We start from the raw sequence: 19,116 nt of genomic DNA on the forward strand, positions 1-19,116 counted from the left end.
GGGTTCATCACAAGTGCCGGGAGAAGCGGGAATCCGTATGTGTTGCGGGTGTTTCCCACCTTAAGATCTACCCTCGGTCTATTTGTGGGTGATCGGAGTCTCCGTGAGTCGGTGGCGCAAGGTATTGATCGCCGGATCGGTGAGCTTAGCGGCAACGGCCGCATTCGTCGCGACGTCGTCGATTCCCGGCCAGGCCGCGTCCTCGCTGGTGATGAAGTACCGCTGTACGGGCGGCGTCGCCGGCGCCGGCGTCGACCTCGAAGCGCGTATGACGCCGCAGGTCGAGTCGGGCACCATGAACGTGCGCTGGGACATGAAGTACACGAGCGTGCAGCGGTTCGGCTCGCCCGGCTTCTTCCCCGAGGGGTCGTCGCTCGACCTTGAGGGCACCGTGGACATCAGCGGCGCCTGGACCGGCCAGCTCCGGCCGAGGGGCGGGCAGCCGCAGGGCGAGCTGGTGCCCGGCGACTACCTCGATCTGCCCGAAGGACTCTCCGACAGCGCCTCGATCACCCGCACCGGAACCATCCGCTTCAAGCCCGGCAAACTGATGGTCCGTTTCACGCCCGCCGAGGGCGAGGTCAAGGTCAACAACAACGAGCCGGAGATCGAGTACAGCGGAACCTGGGAGCGCCTTCACCCTGCTCCCACTTATGACGACTTCCTCAGCGACATCGAGAAGACGACGCAGAAAGACGCCGTCGCGAAGCTGGACTTCGTCGGGACGAAGGTGGCCTACATCGGTCGCCGCGAGCAGAATCTGAGCCCGATCAGGGTGCTCATCGACGGTCAGCAGGTCTCGGGCGGGCTGGTGGAGCCAGGCAAGGACCGCAGCGGCAAGGACATGACCGGCACCGTCGCCCAAGAGGTGCTCTGGACCTCGTCGCAGCTCGAATACGGTCCGCACACCGTCGAGGTCATCAATACCGAGGACGCAACGGCCTACTTCGATGCCTTCCAGGTGTTCACCGGTGACATCCCCGAGCCGCCGAAGCACGAGCAGGCCGAGTGCGAGCTCCAGCACGACCCCGGTGCCATCGACGTCGACATCTCCGGCCCCACCGAGGACCCCACGGATGAACCGACCGACGAGCCCACCGAAGACCCGACTGACCCGGGGGAGGACCCCGGTGAGGACCCGGGTGAGGATCCCGACAACCCGAACAACCCCAATGACCCTGGTCCGGGCGGCAACGACGTCGGGACGATCGGGGGCGAGAACGTGATCGTGGTGCCCCAGGCGTCGAGCAGCACCACGACCAGCCCCAAGCCCACAGGACCGACCGCCACCAAGTACTACCGGGCCCAGGTCGCCAAGACCCCCAGCGGCGGCGTCGAGACCGGGGTGGCGCCGGACGAGGACCGGCCGCCGTACGGGCTGATGGCCACCGGAATGGTCGTGGCGATGGGAAGCGCAGGCGGCGGGTTGCTGATGCGACGGCGGCGGGCCGCGCACGCGGGAGGTGCGTAAGCGATGACCGAGCAGAAGACCCCGATGCAGCGGGCCCTGCCCGGCCTGCTCATCGCCGGCTCGCTCGGCGGTGTCGGCCTGGTGATGGTGAGCCTGCTGTCGCTGGCGCCGCCCGTGGACGACGGCTCCGAGCCGCGCGCGGTGGCGCAGGCGGAGCCGACGACGGTGGAGATGGCGAACGCGGGCGCGTTCGTGCTCCCGCCGACCGTCGGCCCCGGCGGCAAGAACGTGCCCCTGACCCCGGCCCGCCTGGACGCGCCGCCCCCGCTGGCGGCCGTGCCGGTCGTGCCGGCGATCCCGAAGCCCAAGGTCACGACCGCAAAGGCGCGGCCGACCCGCATCAAGATCCCCAAGATCAAGGTGAACGCCCCCATCGGCGCGGTCACGGTCAGCAAGAAGGGCGTCCTCGGCACGCCGCCGCTCAGCAAGCCCAACAGGACCGGCTGGTACAAGCACTCACCGGTCCCCGGCGAGACGGGCCCCGCGATCATCAACGGCCACGTCACCACCCGCAGCGGCCCCGCCGTCTTCGACCGCCTCCGGGAACTGGCCAAGGGCGACCACATCTACGTCTACCGGTCGGACGGGAAGGTCACCCGCTTCACGGTCAGCGGGATCGAACAGGCCAGCAAGAACGCGTTCCCGACCAAGCGCGTGTACGGCAACACCAGCAACGCCCAGCTCAGGCTCATCACCTGCGGTGGGGTCTACAACAAGACCACCCACCACTACACGGACAACATCGTCGTGTACGCGACGCTGTCCAAGAAGAAGGGCTGAGTGTGGGAAAGTTGGGGTGGATTTGCCGGTTTACGGGAAGTTGACAGAGACAGTTCGTAGGATCTCTACCTGACCGTGACCATCGGCTGGAATTCTGGCACAGCTGTTGACACCGCTGTGAAACGGAGAAGGACCCGTGCTTATGTCCCAGGTGGGGCGCCGCCTCGCCCAGAAGACGTCCGCATTGGGGCTCGCGGGCACGCTCGCGCTCTTCGTTTGCTCCATCTTCATCATCGCAACGCCGGGCACGGCCTCGGCTGCAGTGGACGAGGACTTCACCTACTCCTGCCCGGGATCGTTGCTGAACCCAAGCAATGAGTCCATCACCGTCAAGCTCAGTGCTCCTAACACTGTGACAGCTGGAGCCACTTTCGACCTGACGGTGAATATTCCGGCACTGACGCTGGAGACCGCTCCGCAGGCAGCGACCACTGTGCAGGTGAATGCTCCACTGACACCGACCGGCGCCACGGTGCAGGATCCCGGGGTGAAGCCCGGCGCGAGCGTCACCGCCAACAACACTGCTGTGCCAGCCAAGAGCGTGATCTACAAGGTCAACGTTCCGGCCACCCCGACGACGGGCACCGTGACGATCAAGCCTGGCACGATCACGTTGAGCCTTGCCTCCCCCACCAGCGCCACAGCGACGTGCACAACGACATCCACCGCGAGCCTGTCCGTTCCGATCGGCACCGGCGGTGGGGGCAACACGGACACTGACGTCGTCGAGTACAGCTGTGATGTGCCCAGCACCTCGACCGACACCAGCTATGAGGCCATCAAGCCCGAGATCAAGGTCGTTCTGACGCCGCCCACCTCCGCCTCCGCCAACGCGGACGCCTCCGTCACCTGGGCCGGCACCATCCAGACGACCGGTGACCAGCTGAAGCTGCCGACGGGCTTCCCCACGACGGGCGCGAAGATGTTCGCGACGATCAAGGGGAGCGGCGCGGGCGTGCCGGCGACGGCGACCGGTGAGGCCGCGATCACGGCCCCGACCGCGGGCAGCCCTCTCACGACCCTCCCCAGCGTGACGATCAAGATCAAGCCCACCACCACGGGCGAGGTCACGCTGACGGCCGGCGACCTCGCGTTCGGCACCTCGGCCACGGCCCCGGCGCTCAAGTGCACCGCCCCGACGACGGGACTCAAGCAGTTCAAGTTCACCGTCGGCAACGCCACGACGAGCCCGAGCCCCACGACGACGACCCCTCGTCCGACCACGACGCACACCGCGACGGTGACGGTCACGCCGAGCACCACGCGTTCGTCCAGCACCCCCACCAAGAAGTCCCAGACCCCCAAGGCAGGGGCGGACACCGGTGCGGGTGGTATGGCGGGGCCTGACGGCCGGCTGTTCATTCTGACGGGCACGGCGCTGGTGGCGGCGGCCGCTGTGGGCGGGCTGGTCATGCGCCGGCGTTCGATCAGGAGCTGATCCGCGGTGTCCGGCTACTACCCGTACGGCGGCGCCCCCCAGGCTCCCGTGCCCCCGCCCGAGCACAAGGGGAGCACGGCGCTGCGGACGGTGCTCATCGTGGCGGCCATCGCCGGGGTGGCGACGGTCGTGGCGGGCCTGCTGATCGTGCTGCGCTCCCCGGCCGAGTACGGCCTGCAGAGCAGCAGCCGCGACAGCCTGGGCCTGCAGGCGCAGCCGAAGAACACCGGCCAGCCCGAGCAGGCGTACTTCCAGGCCCCGGCGAACGTCCCGCCACCGCTGCCGCAGATCAAGGCGGCGCCTCCGATGCTGCCCTCGACGCCGGTGCAGATCATCATCAAGCGGCTCGGGGTGAAGGCGCCGATCAAGTCGGTGGGCCTGCGCAGGGACGGCACGATCGAGGTCCCGCCGCCGAACAACAGGAACCTGGCGGGCTGGTACCGCAACATGTCCACGCCGGGCGAGGCGGGCCCCGCGGTGCTGCTGGGACACGTGGACACGCGTACGGGCCCGGCGGTGTTCGCCCGGCTCAAGGAGATCAAGAACGGCGATACGATCGAGGTCAAGCGCCAGGACAAGACGACCGCGGTGTTCACGGTCGGTGGGGTGGAGCAGGCGAGCAAGAAGACGTTCCCGACCCAGCGCGTCTACGGCGCTCGGGACGACGCGCAGCTCCACCTGATCACCTGCAGTGGCACCTACGATCGCACGACCGGGCACTACACCGACAACCTCATCGTCTATGCGACGATGACTGGCTCCTATCGAAGCTGAGCGCGGAGGCGGGCATGGGCTGGATGGCGAAGCGGAGACTGCGAACTGGCCCGACGGCGGCCGTTCCCGCGAAACCGGCTCAGGCTGAGCTGCTGCGGCTGGTCCAGCTGGCCGACCCGGGGGCGCGGCTCGACGGTGACGACGTCGTGGGGGCCGACGTGCGGGTGTGCGCGCCGGTCGAGGCGGAGCCCGAGCTGACCGGCGGGGTGCTGGAGAAGGTGTGGGCGGTCCGGGTGGCCGCGGAGGGGCCGCTGCCGCTCGACTTCTTCGACCGCTTCCTCGCCGAGGGCCTGGCGTTCCGGCTGGGCGGGCTCGCGGTGTGCCGGGGCGTGGTGAGCGATCCGGCCGACGACGACGAGGGCGGCCCCGCGGTGATCCTTCCGGTACGCCCGTCGCCCGAGGAGCTGGCGCCCCTGCTCGCGCCCGAGGAGGAGGGCCCGGCGTTCACGGCGGGCGACATCAGGGCGGTGCTGGTGCCCCAGACGGGCCAGCCTCCGGCGGTGCAGGAGCTGCTGCCGTTCGCCACCGAGCTGACGGCGATCGAGCTGCGCGGCGCCGAGCCGGTCAAGCTGGGCGCGCTGGCGCTTGAGCTGTCCGAGGCGCTCAACGGCATCGCGGTCGACCGGTGGCGGTTCAGGATCGACGCGGCGGAGGACCTCGTGGCGCCGGAGCGACCTGCGGCCGAATGACGTTCTGTTGTACGCTGCCCCTAGTAACCGAATAATGCTCGGTTCCCAGGAGGCACTGTGGCAGAGGCGTACATCGTCGGGGCGGTTCGCACCCCGGTCGGCAAGAAGAAGGGTGGCCTGTCCACCGTCCACCCCACTGACCTGGCCGCGCACACCCTCAAGGCGCTGATCGACCGCACCGGAGTCGACCCCGAGGCGGTCGAGGACGTCATCATGGGGTGCGTCATGCAGTTCGGCCCCCAGAGCATGGACATCGCGCGAAATGCCTGGTTGTCGGCGGGGCTGCCCGAGACCACCGCCGGCGTCACCATCGACCGGCAGTGCGGCTCCTCGCAGCAGTCCATCCACTTCGCCGCGCAGGGCGTGCTGTCCGGCACGCAGGACCTCGTGGTGGCGGCCGGCGTCGAGTCGATGAGCATCGTCCCCATGGGCTCCTCGATCAAGGCGGCGCTCGATGCGGGCATGCCGTTCCCGTTCGGCGACAAGTGGGTCGAGCGTTACGGCAAGCAGGAGATCTCGCAGTTCCGCGGCGCCGAGCTGATGTGCGAGAAGTGGGGGTTCAGCCGCGAGGTGCTGGAGCAGTACGCGTTCGAGTCGCACCAGCGGGCGGCCAAGGCCATCGCCAACGGCTACTTCAAGGACCAGATCGAGCCCGTCAACGGCGTCGAGGACGACGAGGGCCCGAGGCCCGACACGACGCTGGAGAAGATGGCCGCGCTGAAGACGCTGAAGGAGGGCGGCCAGATCACCGCGGCCACCTCCTCGCAGATCTCTGACGGCTCCGGCGCCGTGCTCATCGCCTCCGAGCAGGCCGTACGCGACCACGGCCTGACCCCGAGGGCCCGCATCCACCAGCTCGCGCTCATGGGCGACGACCCGGTCTACATGCTGACCGCGCCGATCCCCGCCACGCGGCGGGCGCTGAAGAAGGCCGGCATGTCGATGGGCGACATCGACGTGGTGGAGATCAACGAGGCGTTCGCCCCGGTGCCGCTGGCCTGGATGAAGGAGCTGGACGCCGACCCCGACCGGGTCAACCCCAACGGCGGCGCCATCGCGCTCGGTCACCCGCTGGGCGGCACGGGCGCGATCCTGATGACCAAGCTGCTGCACGAGCTCGAGCGCACGGGCGGCCGTTACGGCCTGCAGACGATGTGCGAGGGCGGTGGCCAGGCCAACGTCACCATCATCGAACGGCTCTAGAAAAGGGCGCGAGCGCCGCCTCTGGGCGTAACGAGGGAGGCGGCGCCCGCCTAACTACCCATCCCGGTAGTTGTCTTCATCGCCCCTTGGGCGGGAGGCGGCGCGGCGGCATGATCGGCCGCTGCGGCATCTTGGGCATCGGCCGCACCACGGGCAGGTGCGGGCGGTGGTTTCTGTTGGCACGAGCACGCATGAAAGGCTCCTTTACGTAATTCGGCAACGCGGCTCGACGATGCATGGAGCCGACGGGCGAACATGACTGCCGCGTCACTGGGTGGACGGTGGGACAGGTCGCTCTATCGCGAATTACAGGTAAAGGCGCATGTCCATGAGGCTACGGGCGTGCCGGAAGCGCGTGCAACCGATTTATCCGGCACATGCCATCCGGTCAGACCGCCGACTTCCGTAGCCCGGCGGAGATGACGAGGTCGAGGGCCTCGCGCGACTCGCGCAGCGCCTCCATCGCGCGGTCGATCCTGTCGCGCTCCGCCCGCAACTGACCGAGCACGTCGGGGCAGGTGGGCGCCAGACGCTCGCCGTCGGTCTCCAGGCAGGGCAGCACGGCGGCGATCGCGGACGTGCCCAGCCCGGCGGCCAGCAGGCTGCGGATGCGGCGGACGGTGTCGACGTGGGTCTCGGTGTACTCGCGGTAGCCGCTCGCCGAGCGCTCGGGCCGCAGCAGGCCCTGCTCCTCGTAGTAGCGCAGCAGCCGCTCGTGCACGCCGGTGCGCTTGACCAGCTCGCCGATCCGCATGTGACCTCCCTCACCACGCCTTGACTCTCACATACATGTGAGACTTTAGCGTGCCCGCATGAAGAGGAGCCTGTTGGTGCCGGCCGTGCTCATGGTGAGCGTGTTCGTGGTCGGCACGTCGGAATATCTGATCGCCGGGCTGCTGCCGCAGGTGGCCGCCGACCTGGACGTCTCGGTGTCCACCGCCGGGCAGGCGGTGACGGCGTACGCGCTGGGCGTCGTGGTCGGCGGGCCGCTGGTGACGATCGCGACCGTGCGGTTGCCGCGCAAGGCGCTGGCGGTGGGGTTGCTTGTGTCGTTCGCGGCGGGGAACGCCGTCTGCGCGGTGGCGGGGTCGTACGAGGTGCTCATCGCCGGACGGGTGGTCGCCTCGCTCAGCCACGCGGCCTTCCTGACCCTGGCGCTGATGGTGGCGACCCGGGTGGTCGCGCCGCATCGCGTCGGTACGGCCATCGCCGCTGTCGGGTCCGGGTTCTCCGTGGCCACGCTGCTCGGGGTGCCGCTCGGCGTGCTGCTGGGGGAGGACGCGGGCTGGCGGACGCCGTTCGCGGTGCTGGTGATCCTGGCCCTCGCCGCCGCCGGGGCGCTGGCCGCCGTCCTGCCCCGGCAGGAGGCGCCGGCCACACGCGTACGGGACGAGATCGCCACCGTGCTGGGCCGGCGCGTGCTGATCGTGATCGCAACCACGGCGGTCGGGCTGGCCGCCACCTCGACCGTTTTCACCTACCTGGTGCCGGCCTTGAGCGGCATCACCGGCTTCGGCCCCACCGCGATCTCGGCGCTGCTGCTCCTCCACGGCGCCGGTGGCCTGGTCGGCGGGCTGGCGGCCGGGCGGCTGGCGGACCGCTCGCCGGCCGTCACCGTGCGCGGTATGTTCGCCGGCCTGGCCGTGATGCTGGCCGTCTTCCCCTTCGCGGTGCCGTGGGCGGGGACCGCCGTCGTCGCGGTGCTGGTGCTGGGCGTGCTGACCTCGGCCACCACGCCCGCGCTGCAGAGCCTGGTGCTCCGGCACGCCGGCCGGGCGCCCACGCTGGCGGTGTCGGTGAACGTGTGCGCCTTCAACATCGGCATCGCCGCCGGCTCGGCGCTGGGCGGCGGGCTCGTGGCGGTGGACGGCCTGCGCTGGCTCGGCCTGGCCGCCGCCGCCCTGAGCCTCGCCGCCCTCGCCATCAGCTACGCCGCCGTCCCCCGCGAACCCGCACCCGCGCCCGCGTGAACGCCTGGTTCGCGGTCTACCCCCGCTCGCCTGGTTCGGGGTCCGGCCCCGCCCGGCCGGGCGGGACCGGCTAGTTCTCGAAGCGGCCGAGTTGCCACTGGGCGAACGAGCTGACCTCCTCGTCGCGTGTCCTGGCGGCGTGGCGCAGCAGCGCCGGGTCCTTCTCGGCCATGCGCGTGGCGGTCGCCGCGGCGAACAGCCGGGCCATCGGGTCGTCGCTGTCCAGCCCGGCCACCACCTCGCCCGGGTCCGGCTCCCCGGTGTCGGCGGCGACCAGCGCCGCCGTGTGCCGCCCCAGCTCGGGGTCGGCGAGCTGGGAGAGCCCGAGCATGAGCTGCTCGGTCGGGGCCATCGCCAGGAAGTGCAGCACCTTCCACCGGATGGCGGTGTCGGGGTCGCGGCTCAGGGTGATGGCCTGGGCGAGGACGGCCGCGTCCTCCTGCTCCTCCGCGGCGAGCAGCACGAACTCGACGGCGAAGAAGCGCACCTGACGCCGCGGATGGGCGAGCAGCGCAGGCGCCTCGTCGAGCAGGGACGCGGCCCGCTCGCCCAGCTCCGACAGCAGCCAGGACCCGGTCTGCACGGCGTCGTCGTCACCGCTGTGCAGCAGGGCGCGCAGGTTGTCGACCGGGTAGCCGTCGAACAGCTCGTTGAGCAGGTCGTTGGTCAGCCGCCCCCTGACCTCGTCGTCGGCGGGCCGGGCGAGGATGCGCGCCATCAGGTCGTCGCCCGTCTGTGTGTGCATCTCGAGCTACTTCCCCTCGTTGGCCTTGCGTTCGAGCTCTTCCAGGAGTTTCTGCTCGTCCCTCAGCCGCGCCTGGTGCCCGGCGTCCTTGCCGAGCCTGGCCTCGTTCATCTTCCGTGTCAGGATGCTGTCCTTGACCTGCTTCGCCGCCGCGGCAGCCTGCTCCGGCGACATCTTGCCCACGTCGTTGCTCGATGGCAACCTGCCGTGCATGCGCTGCGCGTTGTTGTCGAAGCTGGCCGAAGAGTTCCGGCTCCAGCCGCCGCCCCCTCCATCGCTCTTCTTCTTCCTGCGGATCTGCAGGATGCCCGGGTTGCGGTCGAAGCTCTTGGGATCGACGGGCACCCGGCCGCCGGGCAGCCGGCCCGCGCCGGCGAGCGCCGGGCTGCCGGGCGGGCCCGGTGTGCGGAGGCGGTTCAGGATGTCGCGTAGCGGAGCGGTGGCCCGCCTGGTCAGCGCCGGTGCCATGTGGCGGCCGGTGCCCTCGGCGGCCTCGCGGAGGACCTTGGTGCCTGCCCGCCTGATCGCGAGCAGGGTCGCGGTCGTGGTGAGCCCGGCCGCGGGCCCGCCGGCCAGCAGGGAGTAGAGCAGCCGTACGGTGCCGACGGCCGCCACCGTGCCGACCGCGACCTTGGTGCCGGTCACGACGTACCCCAGGCCGTCGAGTGCCGCGGGCGCGATCCGCGTCGCGGCCGTGGCCTGCGCGAGGTGCCCGTTGGCGTTGTCGCTGGCGTTCCACGCGCTCTGCAGCGCGACGGAGGAGCCGCCCTTGTGGAGCGCGGCGGCCCCGCGTACGGTGGCGTCCGCGTCGGCGCCCTCCTGGGCGGTGTACGCCTGCACGATGCGGGCCGCGTTCGCGTCGGCGTGGATCTCGTCCTCGTTGACGTTGGGGAACCAGAGACCGGCCAGCTCCAACGTCGCGTCGAGTTGCGGTGGGAGTGTTATCGCCATGCCGCCGGATCCTGCATCGCGCTGGCCTGCTCACCTTCCGTGACGTTCTGCGGGACGAGGCGCATGCCCGCGCTCACCCCGCCGATGTGGCCGCCGATGCCGGGCACGGCGTCGAGCATGGCCTGGCGGCACTCGATCCACGCCATCTCGATCTCGGCGAAGAGACCGTCGTCTCCCCATCTGCCCCCACGCTCGCGCAGCCGTTCGATCGCCGCCGCGTAGTCGTCCCCATGTGTCTGCAGGCGCCTGGCCTGCTCTGTGTACGCCTCCTTGGCGATATCTACCCCGTATTGCATGATGGGGACTTTAATCGCCATATGTGGCTCGTGTGATTACTTTTCGAGCAGGCCCCCGATCCGCCGCCGCAGCTCGCTCATGTCGATGGAGATCCCGGGCACGGCCTGCTGGAGGTGCTCGCGCAGCAGCTCATCAGCCTGCACCCGGGCATGGTCCTGTGCGGCCCCCACGGCGGCGAGTACCGCCTCGCGCAGCCCGTCGAGCCCCTCGCGCAGCGCCTGCGGCCCCAGCGTGATCTCCCTCACCCGGCCTTCCGCGTCCACGACGGCGCCGACGCCCTTCGCCTGACCGGTGCCGGCCACCTCCGCCAGCAGCCGGTCCACGTCGGCGAGCGCGGCCTCGGCCTGGAACGCCTGCTCGGTGGCGCGCTCGACGTCCTGCGGCCGGATGTTGCCGGGGTCGATGCGGTAGCCGGACATCACCGGTCTCCCGCGAGCAGGTCGCGCATCACCGCGTCCACGCGCCGCCGGACGAAGGTCTCGTCCAGCGGCTCGGGCAGGGCCTCGACGTAGGGGGCGACCTCGTCCACGATCTCCTGCGAACGCCGTGCGGCGTCGTCCTGCGCGGCCTGGACCGCCTTGGTCAGCTCGCGGGCGATGACCGCGGACGGCAGGCGGAGCAGGCGCGGGTTGAGGTCGATGCCGCTCAGCGTGCCCCCCGCGCCGGCCGTCACCTTGATGAACCCGTCGGCGGCCACGCCGGTGCCCGCGACCTGTCCGATGAGCTGTTTCGCGGTGCGCAGGTGGCTTATCGCGTCCTCCGTCTGCCGCATGATCTGGTCGAAATAGAGCCTGTCCTGGTCAGGAGACGGCAATGACACCCGGAGACCCCCTTCACCGGTGATTCGGAAAGAGTTCAGGATCCTACTCCGCCGCGTTCACGGCGCGGGCAGTGGTTCGGGCACCACCTTCTGCACCTGCTGGAACACCACCGACGTACGGAAGCCGACGATCTCCTTGCGCTTGCTGAGCCGGTCGAGCAGGAACGCGTGCAGGTGGTCGAGGTCCTGCACCGCCACGTGCAGCAGGAAGTCGTCGCCCCCTGCCAGCACGAACACGCTCAGCACCTCCGGCATCTCGGCCGCCGAGGTCTGGAAGGCGTTGATCACCGCCCGGCTGAGCGGCCGCACCTGGACCGAGACCATGGCCTGCACGCCGCGGTTGAGCGCGGCGGGGTCGATGTCGGCGTGGTAGCCGCGGATCACGCCTCGGCGGGTCAGCGAGCGGACGCGTTCGAGACAGGTGGAGGGCGCGATGCCGAGCTGCCTGGCCAGTTCGCGGTTCGACTGCCGCGCATCCGTTTGGAGCAGCCGTACGATCGCCGAATCAAGTTCGTCCATGACTTCATACTGCCAGCCATTCCGGCCGAACGTTCGGAGGGGCGTGCTCACAGCCGAATGGGTGAACTAGTTTCCGCCATATGAGTGGACGAATGGGAGCCGTACAAGGCACGGCGCTGCTCGTGGGCGCGGTGCTGGGGCCCGGCATGCTGGTGCTGCCGCACCTCGCCGCGGCGGCGGCGGGGCCCGCCTCCATGCTGGCCTGGGCGGGCATGCTCGCGCTGAGCGTGCCCGTCGCGCTGACGTTCGCCGCGCTCGGCGCCCGCTACCCCGGAGGCGGCGGAGTGGCCGCGGTGGTCGGGCTGGCGTTCGGCAGGTCCGCCTCGGCCGTGGCCGGCTGGTGGTTCTACGGCGCCGTGCCGATCGGCACCGTCGCGGGCGCCCTGGTCGGCGGCCAGTACGTCGAAGCCTGCCTGGGCGTGGACGCGACCCTCGCCGCCTGCCTGATCCTGGCCGCCGCGTTCGCCGCCAACGCCGCCGGCCTGCGCACCTCGGGCGGGCTGCAGATCTGCATGGTCGTCCTGCTCGTCGCGGTGCTGGTCACGGCCGTGGTGAGCGCCGCACCGCACGCCGACGCGGCCAACTTCACCCCCTTCGCCCCGTACGGCGCCGCCGGCGTGGCGGGCGCGGCCGGGGTGCTGATGTTCGCGTTCGTCGGCTGGGAGGCCGCGAGCCACCTGTCGGCCGAGTTCGCGGGCGGCGGGCGGGGCCTGCTCAGGGCCACGGTCGTGACGCTCGTGGTGATCGGCCTGCTGTACGCGGGCGTCTCCGTCACCTCGGTCGCCGTGCTCGGCGCCGACATGCCGGGCGTGCCGCTGACCGCCATGCTGGAGAGCGGACTCGGCCCCGCGTCGAGGCCGGTCACCGGCGTGCTGGCGGTGCTGCTGTCGTTCGGGGCGGTCAACACCTACATCGCGGGGGCGGCCAGGCTGGGCGCGGCGCTGGCGGCGGACGGGGCGCTGCCGGTCTGGTTCGCCAAGGGAGGGGCGCCGGGCGAGACGCCGTACCGGAGCCTTGGGCTGGTGCTCGCGCTGAGCGTGCCCGTGCTGGTCTGGGCGGTGGATCTCGACCTGCTCATGCGCGCGACCTCTGCGTGCCTGGCGGCGGTCACGGCGGCGGGAGTGGCGGCGGCGGTGCGCATGCTGCCGCGCGGCCGGCTCAGGACCACGGCCGTGGTGGGCACGGGGATGTCGCTGGCCGGGCTGGCCCTCTGCGGCGCGTACTTGCTGGTGCCCGCCGTGCTGGCGGTGCTCGCGCTCGCCGTACGGCGGGTGAAGGCTCCCGATTCCCTCAAAATCGGGCTATAACGGCGACAGGGCGCCGTCTCGGCGGGCAGTACCCATGAGCACAAGACGGCGCGACGTCCGGAGGTGCCATGACCGAGCACGCTGAGTACAGGGAGTCCCGGGAGGTCGGCGAGCAGGCACGGGAGAAGGAGTGGAGGCACCCCAGCTTCGCCAGGCAGCTCTTCCTCGGCGACTACCGGCTGGACCTGGTGCACCCGGCCCCGACGCCGCCCGACGAGGCGGCCAAGCGGGGCGAGGACTTCGTCAGGGCGCTGCGCCGCTTCCTCGACGCGCACGTCGACCCGGTGCTCATCGAGCGCACCGCGCAGGTGCCCGACGACGTGGTCAAGGGCCTCGCGCGGCTTGGCGCGTTCGGCATGACGATCAAGGAGGAGTACGGCGGGCTCGGCCTGCCGTACCTGTACTACTGCCGCGCCCTCATGCTCGTCGGCTCCTACTGCCCCGCGCTGGCCACGCTGCTGTCGGCGCACCAGTCGATCGGCGTGCCGCAGCCGCTCAAGCTGTTCGGCACCGAGGAGCAGAAGCGCGAGTTCCTGCCGAGGTGCGCGGCGGGCGAGATCTCCGCGTTCCTGCTGACCGAGCCCGACGTCGGCTCCGACCCGGCCCGCCTGGCCACCACCGCCGTCCGCGACGGCGACGAGTACGTGCTGGACGGCGTCAAGCTGTGGACGACCAACGGCGTCATCGCCGACCTGCTAGTGGTCATGGCCAGGACCGGCAAGAAGATCAGCGCGTTCGTCGTCGAGGCCGGCACGCCGGGCATCACGGTCAAGCGACGCAACGAGTTCATGGGCCTGCGCGGCATCGAGAACGGCGTCACCGTCTTCTCCCAGGTCAGAGTGCCCGCCAGGAATCGCGTCGGCAAGGAGGGCGAAGGGCTCAAGATCGCGCTCACCACGCTCAACACCGGCCGCCTGTCCCTGCCGGCCACCTGCGCGGGCAACGCCAAATGGGCCGTGAAGATCGCCCGCGAGTGGGGCACCGCGCGTGTGCAGTGGGGTCGCGAGGTCGGGCGGCACGAGGCCGTCGCCACCAAGGTCGCCTTCATCGCGGCGACCGCGTACGCGCTGGAGGCCGTCTGCGAGCTGACCGGCCGGCTGGCCGACGACCGGCGCAACGACATCAGGATCGAGGCGGCGCTGGCCAAGCTGTACGCCTCGGAGCTGTCGTACCGGGTGCTCGACGAGCTGGTCCAGATGCGCGGCGGGCGCGGCTACGAGACGGCCGCGTCGCTGGCCGCGCGGGGCGAGCGCGGCGTGCCCGCCGAGCAGATGCTGCGCGACTCCCGCATCAACCGCATCTTCGAGGGCTCGTCCGAGATCATGCGCCTGGCGATCACCCGCGAGGCCGTGGACGCCCACCTGACCGCCGCCGGCGAGCTGGTCAACCCGGACGCGAGCCGCCAGGAACGCGCCCAGGCGCTGCGCAGGGCCGGCCGCTTCTACGCCACCTGGCTGCCCACGCTGGTCGCGGGGACGGGCAACCTGCCCACCTCGTACGCCGCCTTCGGCCCGCTCGCGGGCCACCTCCGCTTCGTGGAGCGGGCCGGCAGGAAGCTGGCCAGGTCCACCTTCTACGGCATGTCCCGGTGGCAGGGCGGCCTGGAGCACAAGCAGTCGTTCCTGGGCCGGATCGTCGACATCGGCGCCGAGCTGTACGCCATGACCGCCGCCTGCCTCAAGGCCGAGGAGGATTCACGCGACCTGGGGCGGCGGCCGTACGAGCTGGCCGACACCTTCTGCCACCAGGCCAGGCGCCGGGTGGACGCGTTGTTCGCCAGGCTCTGGGACAACAGCGACACCCGGGACGTCCGCCTGGCCGGATACGTGCTCGACGGCCGCTACACGTTCCTGGAGGAAGGCATCCTCGACCCGTCGATCGAGGGCCCGTGGATCGGCACACCGGAGGGTGGGGACAGCGTGTGGAGGAAGATCCTCTGACATCCGGTCTAGACCGGATGTGACCGCCCCTTTCGTGAGGTGTTGCAAAAACGAGACGGACCGGTATAGACCGGCCGCTTAGCTCAGGCTTACGCTGACGCAAACGCGGGCAAGCCGGAACTCGCGTGTCACATCCCCCTGGGCTGGGTCGGCCGAACTGGTACGGACCAGCTCGACCCGTCCGACGAGAAGGCGGTATCTCCAGTGAACATCAAGCTTGTGGGCGGCGCCGCTCTCGGCCTTGCCACGATGCTGGTCCTGTCCAGTTGCGGCGGCGGTGACGCAGGCGGCGGAGGCGGCGACACCCAGGCGAGCGACGGCCAGGTCACGCTGAAGATGGTCGCCGCCGACTACGGCGACGGCCCCGGCAAGCCGAACTCGGGTGAGAACTTCTGGAAGGGCGTCGTGGACGAGTTCCAGGCGGCCAACCCGAACATCAAGGTCGACGTCCAGGTCATCAACTGGAACGACATCGACAAGCAGGTCGCCACCATGGTGCAGAACGGCCAGGTGCCCGACATCCTGCAGACCGGCGACTACTCGGGCTTCGTCAAGGACGGCCTGCTCTACAAGGTGGACGAGGTCCTGTCGCCGAACGTCTCCGGCGACATGCTGCAGAAGTTCGCCGACTTCGGCAAGGTCGACGGCACCGCGTACGGCATCCCGTTCGTCTCCTCGGCCCGCGCCCTGTTCTACAACAAGGACCTGTTCGAGAAGGCGAACATCGCCGAGCCGCCGAAGACCTGGGACGAGCTCAAGGCCGCCGCCGAGAAGCTCAAGGCGGCCGGCGTGACGCAGCCGTTCGGCCTGCCGCTCGGCCAGGAGGAGGCCCAGGCCGAGTCGTTCCTGTGGATGCTGGGCAACGGCGGCAGCTACAAGGACGCCTCCGGCAAGTGGGCGATCAACTCCCCGCAGAACGTCGAGACCTTCACCTACCTCAAGGGCCTGGTCGACGCCGGCCTGACCACCCCCAACCCCGGCACCAAGGACCGCAAGACGGTCTGGGAGGACTTCGGCGCCGGCAAGGTCGGCATGGTCAACGGCGGCCCCATGTCCATCCCGATCTTCGACGCGGCCGGACTGAAGAACTACGGCGTCGTGCCCATCCCCGGCAAGACCGGCCCGCTCGACACCACGCTCGGCGTCATGGACTGGATCATGGCGTTCAACAAGAACGGCCACGCCGCCGAGATCAAGAAGTTCTTCGACTTCTTCTACACCGGCAACGCCGCCCAGAAGATCTCCGACACCTACAAGCTGCTGCCCGTCACCAACGGCGGCATCCAGAAGCTGTCGGGCGACGAGAAGCTCAAGCCGTTCCTCGACGCGCTGCCCAACGCCAGCTTCTACCCCTTCCAGGACCCCAAGTGGGCCGAGGTGAACCCCGCCATCAAGCAGACCATCGGCGGCGCCGTCAAGGACGACCCCGCCAAGGTCCTCGGCGAGCTCCAGAAGACCGCTGAAGCGGCGGCTGGCTGATCCAGCAGGACCCGGGTACGGCCGGCGATCGCCGGCCGTACCGTCCTGGAAAGGTGTCTGATGAGAAGGTTGCGCGCCCTCGAACCCCTCGCCTGGGTCGGGCCCGCCATCGTGCTGATCGCCCTGGTCGTGCTCTGGCCCGTGATCGAGATGATCAGGTCGTCGTTCCTCGAGATCAGCCGCCTGGGCGTGGTGCGCGGCGGCAACGGGTTCGCGAACTACGACAAGCTCTTCGCCGAGAAGGACTTCGCGGACATCATGCTCCGCAGCGTGATCTGGGTGGTCGCGGTCGTCGCGCTCACCGTGCTGGTCTCGCTCGCCCTGGCCCAGCTGTTCAACCAGCGCTTCCCGCTGCGCAAGGTCGCCCGCTGGGCGCTCATCGCGCCGTGGGCCGCCTCGGTGCTGATGACCGCGATCATCTTCAAGTGGATGCTCGACCCCGAGGTCGGCGTCATCAACCAGATCCGGCTGAAACTCGGGTTGATCGACGCGATGGGCGGGGCCGCGGCCGACCAGCTCGGTGACGCCTCGACCGCCATGCCGTGGCTCATCTTCGTCGCGGTGTTCGTGTCGGTGCCGTTCACGACGTACGCGCTGCTCGCCGGACTCGCGACGATCCCGGCCGACGTGTACGAGGCCGCCAAGATGGACGGAGCCGGACGGCTGCGGACGTACTGGTCGATCACGCTGCCGCTGCTGCGCCCCGCGCTCACCGTGGCCGCGCTGATCAACGTCATGAACGTCTTCAACAGCTTCCCGATCATCTGGGCCATGACCCACGGGCAGCCCGGCTACTCCACGGCCACTTCGACGATCTTCATGTACATCCTCAAGGGCTCCGACATCGGCGAGTCCGCCGCCATGTCCGTGGTCAACTTCGGCATGGTCATCGTGCTCACCGTGATCTTCCTGAAGGTGTCGCGATGGAACAAGGAGGTGGCGTGATGGCCGTCAAGACCATGCCCGCGCCGGTCGAGCAGCGTCCCCAGGCCCGCACGGGCCGCGGCGCGAGCGCCATGCCGCGGCTCAAGACCGTCCTCATCGCCGCCGCCGCGTACGTCATCGCCCTCCTCTTCCTGTTCCCGTACGTGGTCATGCTGCTGACCTCGCTGCGCTCCCAGGAGTCGCTGCGCGACGTGACGTTCTGGCCCGAGGAATGGGTGTGGAGCAACCTCGCCGACTTCTGGGGCAGCGGCCTGGCCGGCAACCTGTGGGTGACGATCAAGGTGGCGGCCGGCTCGACGCTGCTCGTGCTGCTGGTCGCGCTGCCCGCCGCGTACTACTCGGCCCGCCACCGCTTCCGCGGCCGGACCGCGTTCCTGATCCTCGTGCTGATCACCCAGATGTTCCAGCCCACCGCCATGGTGGTCGGCATCTACCGAGAGTTCTTCCAGTTCGGGCTGGTGGACTCGATCTGGGCGCTGATCCTCGTCAACGGCGGGTTCAACCTCGCCTTCGCGGTGTGGATCCTGAACGCGTACTTCTCCTCGATCCCGCGCGAGCTGGAGGAGGCCGCCTTCATCGACGGCAACGGCCGCTTCGGCGCGCTGTTCAGGATCACGCTGCCGCTGGCCATGCCCGGCGTCATCACCGCGCTGATCTTCACGTTCATCGCCGCGTGGAACGAGTTCGTGGTCGCGCTCACCCTGACCACGACCCCCGAGAACCAGCCGCTTCCCGTGGCGCTCAACTCGTTCATCGGGCAGTACCAGGTGGACTGGCAGAACCTGTTCGCCGGCTCGGTGATCGCCACCATCCCGGTGATCATCCTGTTCGCCCTGATCGAGCGGAAGGTGGTCGGCGGCCTGACCGCCGGCTCCATCAAGTAAGCCCGTCAGGCCGCCCCAGGGCACCCCAGGGGGCGGCCTGACATGTTCTCAGCTCTTCGGTACGGGCACCCGCGCGACGCAGAACACCGTCTGGCCGAACGGCGGCCGGACGAACCGCTCGATCAGCCGCGTCAGCGGCACCACCGTGCGGTCGTAGATCTTCACCAGCCGCGGGTCGGGATAGCCGACGCCGCCCCGCCGCACCGCCGCCCACCAGGCGATGCCGCCCAGGAAGTTGATCGGCTTGAGCACCTCGACGTCGAGCCCCGCCTTCGCGACCGTGGCGCCGAGCGTCTTCGGGGTGTAACGCTGCACGTGACCGACCTTGCGGTCGAAGTCGCCGTAGAGCTGCGGGTAGCCGGGCACCCAGATGATGATGCGGCCGCCGGGCAGCGTGACGCGCGCCAGCGAGCGCAGCGCCTCGGCGTCCTCCTCGATGTGCTCCAGGACGTTCATCATGACGACCGTGTCGACCTTGTCCTCAAGCGGGATGTCGGTCGGCAGGCCGAACTGCAGGACGCTGATGTCGTCGCGGTCGACGAACCGCTTCTCCAGCTGCTCGACGCAATAGGGGTCGAAGTCGCTGACCACGAGCCGGTCGAGGCGCGGCAGGAACTGCTCGGCGAAGTGCCCCAGGCCCGAGCCGATCTCCAGCATCGAACGCCCGACGTGCGGGGCGACCATGTCGAACTCGTACTGCCGGTAGTTTCTGGCCTCGTCCCCACCCAGGTGGTTCTCCAGGGCCTCGTCACCGGCCGCCGGTTGCACTACACGGTCATACCCAGAAGACATAATCCCGTTCCTTCGAGGGGCACATGGATTGCCAGAGTCTAATGCCCACGCCGGTCACCAGGATGACACGATCAGCGAAACTCCCTTCCCAGACGGCTGATGATGCGGTGGA

20 protein-coding genes are annotated in these 19,116 nt (G+C 69.8%); 12 read left to right on the forward strand and 8 right to left on the reverse strand.

The window, feature by feature from the left end; genetic code table 11:
- Positions 1–139 precede the first annotated feature (139 nt).
- The 6 genes from AB0K12_RS00770 (at position 140) to AB0K12_RS00795 (ending at position 6,355) form a co-directional block, all read left to right on the forward strand.
- Complete coding sequence (locus tag AB0K12_RS00770) at positions 140–1,471, forward strand: hypothetical protein (RefSeq protein ID WP_364554672.1); 1,332 nt, start codon at positions 140–142, stop codon at positions 1,469–1,471.
- A 3-nt stretch (positions 1,472–1,474) separates the two neighbouring features.
- Positions 1,475–2,251, forward strand: a complete 777-nt coding sequence (locus AB0K12_RS00775) for a class F sortase (protein ID WP_364554674.1) — start codon at positions 1,475–1,477, stop codon at positions 2,249–2,251.
- A gap of 142 nt (positions 2,252–2,393) precedes the next feature.
- Positions 2,394–3,689 (forward strand): hypothetical protein, encoded by a 1,296-nt coding sequence (locus AB0K12_RS00780; protein WP_364554675.1) that lies wholly within the window; start codon positions 2,394–2,396, stop codon positions 3,687–3,689.
- A 6-nt stretch (positions 3,690–3,695) separates the two neighbouring features.
- Positions 3,696–4,463 carry a class F sortase gene (locus AB0K12_RS00785; protein ID WP_355429651.1) on the forward strand — a complete coding sequence of 256 codons (768 nt, stop codon included), beginning with the start codon at positions 3,696–3,698 and terminating at the stop codon, positions 4,461–4,463.
- 23 nt (positions 4,464–4,486) lie between these two features.
- On the forward strand, positions 4,487–5,152 hold the full coding sequence (locus AB0K12_RS00790; protein WP_364554677.1) for a hypothetical protein: 666 nt from the start codon (positions 4,487–4,489) through the stop codon (positions 5,150–5,152).
- Between the two features lie 57 nt (positions 5,153–5,209).
- Positions 5,210–6,355 (forward strand): acetyl-CoA C-acetyltransferase, encoded by a 1,146-nt coding sequence (locus AB0K12_RS00795; protein ID WP_355429656.1) that lies wholly within the window; start codon positions 5,210–5,212, stop codon positions 6,353–6,355.
- Positions 6,356–6,743: 388 nt separating this feature from the next.
- Here the strand turns inward: AB0K12_RS00795 and AB0K12_RS00800 are convergent, their stop codons facing one another.
- The gene (locus tag AB0K12_RS00800) at positions 6,744–7,109 is read right to left on the reverse strand and encodes a MerR family transcriptional regulator (protein WP_364554679.1); all 366 of its coding nucleotides are present in this window, start codon (positions 7,107–7,109) and stop codon (positions 6,744–6,746) included.
- 58 nt (positions 7,110–7,167) lie between these two features.
- Here AB0K12_RS00800 and AB0K12_RS00805 point away from each other — a divergent pair, with 58 nt between their 5' ends.
- On the forward strand, positions 7,168–8,325 hold the full coding sequence (locus tag AB0K12_RS00805; RefSeq protein ID WP_364554681.1) for an MFS transporter: 1,158 nt from the start codon (positions 7,168–7,170) through the stop codon (positions 8,323–8,325).
- 70 nt (positions 8,326–8,395) lie between these two features.
- Here AB0K12_RS00805 and AB0K12_RS00810 read toward each other — a convergent pair whose 3' ends face one another.
- The 6 genes from AB0K12_RS00810 to AB0K12_RS00835 are packed head-to-tail and all read right to left on the reverse strand — an operon-like array spanning position 8,396 to position 11,657.
- Positions 8,396–9,070 carry a hypothetical protein gene (locus AB0K12_RS00810; RefSeq protein ID WP_364554683.1) on the reverse strand — a complete coding sequence of 225 codons (675 nt, stop codon included), beginning with the start codon at positions 9,068–9,070 and terminating at the stop codon, positions 8,396–8,398.
- Positions 9,071–9,076: 6 nt separating this feature from the next.
- On the reverse strand, positions 9,077–10,021 hold the full coding sequence (locus tag AB0K12_RS00815) for a hypothetical protein (RefSeq protein WP_364554684.1): 945 nt from the start codon (positions 10,019–10,021) through the stop codon (positions 9,077–9,079).
- Entirely contained in the window at positions 10,012–10,317 is a 306-nt protein-coding gene (locus tag AB0K12_RS00820; protein ID WP_364554685.1) for a hypothetical protein, read from the reverse strand. The genes AB0K12_RS00815 and AB0K12_RS00820 overlap by 10 nt, the downstream gene beginning before the upstream one ends.
- Before the next feature lie 36 nt (positions 10,318–10,353).
- Positions 10,354–10,737 (reverse strand): YbaB/EbfC family nucleoid-associated protein, encoded by a 384-nt coding sequence (locus tag AB0K12_RS00825; RefSeq protein WP_364554686.1) that lies wholly within the window; start codon positions 10,735–10,737, stop codon positions 10,354–10,356.
- Complete coding sequence (locus tag AB0K12_RS00830) at positions 10,737–11,138, reverse strand: YbaB/EbfC family nucleoid-associated protein (RefSeq protein ID WP_364554688.1); 402 nt, start codon at positions 11,136–11,138, stop codon at positions 10,737–10,739. The genes AB0K12_RS00825 and AB0K12_RS00830 overlap by 1 nt, the downstream gene beginning before the upstream one ends.
- 57 nt (positions 11,139–11,195) lie before the next feature.
- Positions 11,196–11,657: an Lrp/AsnC family transcriptional regulator gene (locus AB0K12_RS00835; RefSeq protein ID WP_345395563.1), complete on the reverse strand. Its 462-nt coding sequence runs from the start codon at positions 11,655–11,657 to the stop codon at positions 11,196–11,198.
- 92 nt (positions 11,658–11,749) lie between these two features.
- On the opposite strand from AB0K12_RS00835, the gene AB0K12_RS00840 reads away from it, so the two are divergent.
- The 5 genes from AB0K12_RS00840 to AB0K12_RS00860 all read left to right on the forward strand — a co-directional run bounded on the left by AB0K12_RS00840 (position 11,750) and on the right by AB0K12_RS00860 (position 18,212).
- Positions 11,750–12,964: an amino acid permease gene (locus AB0K12_RS00840; protein ID WP_364554691.1), complete on the forward strand. Its 1,215-nt coding sequence runs from the start codon at positions 11,750–11,752 to the stop codon at positions 12,962–12,964.
- 68 nt (positions 12,965–13,032) lie between these two features.
- Positions 13,033–14,904 (forward strand): acyl-CoA dehydrogenase family protein, encoded by a 1,872-nt coding sequence (locus AB0K12_RS00845; protein WP_364554693.1) that lies wholly within the window; start codon positions 13,033–13,035, stop codon positions 14,902–14,904.
- 204 nt (positions 14,905–15,108) lie between these two features.
- Positions 15,109–16,383, forward strand: a complete 1,275-nt coding sequence (locus AB0K12_RS00850; RefSeq protein WP_364554694.1) for an extracellular solute-binding protein — start codon at positions 15,109–15,111, stop codon at positions 16,381–16,383.
- 60 nt (positions 16,384–16,443) lie between these two features.
- The gene (locus tag AB0K12_RS00855; protein ID WP_364554696.1) at positions 16,444–17,328 is read left to right on the forward strand and encodes a sugar ABC transporter permease; all 885 of its coding nucleotides are present in this window, start codon (positions 16,444–16,446) and stop codon (positions 17,326–17,328) included.
- On the forward strand, positions 17,307–18,212 hold the full coding sequence (locus tag AB0K12_RS00860) for a carbohydrate ABC transporter permease (RefSeq protein WP_364554698.1): 906 nt from the start codon (positions 17,307–17,309) through the stop codon (positions 18,210–18,212). Before AB0K12_RS00855 ends, AB0K12_RS00860 begins: the two co-directional genes overlap by 22 nt.
- Positions 18,213–18,260: 48 nt before the next feature.
- Here AB0K12_RS00860 and AB0K12_RS00865 read toward each other — a convergent pair whose 3' ends face one another.
- The gene (locus AB0K12_RS00865) at positions 18,261–18,980 is read right to left on the reverse strand and encodes a methyltransferase domain-containing protein (RefSeq protein WP_364554700.1); all 720 of its coding nucleotides are present in this window, start codon (positions 18,978–18,980) and stop codon (positions 18,261–18,263) included.
- Positions 18,981–19,116: the final 136 nt, after the last annotated feature.

This window comes from Nonomuraea sp. NPDC049419 (assembly GCF_040676995.1).
GTDB lineage: Bacteria > Actinomycetota > Actinomycetes > Streptosporangiales > Streptosporangiaceae > Nonomuraea > Nonomuraea salmonea.